Raw genomic sequence first — 283 nt, 5'->3', positions numbered from 1 at the left:
GGGGGGGGGGGGGGTGTTTTTGGGGTTGGTGTGGTTTTTGTGGTGGGTGTGGTGTTTTTTTTTTTTTTTTGTGTGGGGGTGGTTTTGTTATTTTATTTTTTTTTTGTGGTTTTGTTTTTTACTTTTTTTTTTTGGGTTTTTTTTTGGTTTTATTTTTGGGTTTTTTTTTTTTTTTACTTTTTTTTTTTTTTTTTTTTTTTTTTGGGGGGGGGTGTTTTTTTTTTGTTTTATTTAATTCTGGGTTGTTTTTTTAATTTTTTTGTTTTTTTGGTTTTTTTTGTTT

The 283-nt window shown here is 27.6% G+C and carries 1 protein-coding gene; it reads left to right on the top strand.

Annotation, left to right across the window (positions count from 1 at the left end; all coding sequences use genetic code 11):
• On the top strand, positions 1-254 hold a 254-nt coding region (locus tag ACR6JA_RS22485), incomplete at its 5' end, for a hypothetical protein (protein ID WP_494599652.1).
• Positions 255-283: the final 29 nt, after the last annotated feature.

It is taken from the genome of Cedecea sp. B1(4) (assembly GCF_059414925.1).
Note: the sequence above shows the minus strand (reverse complement) of the source record. Positions and strands in the feature narration are given on the sequence as shown.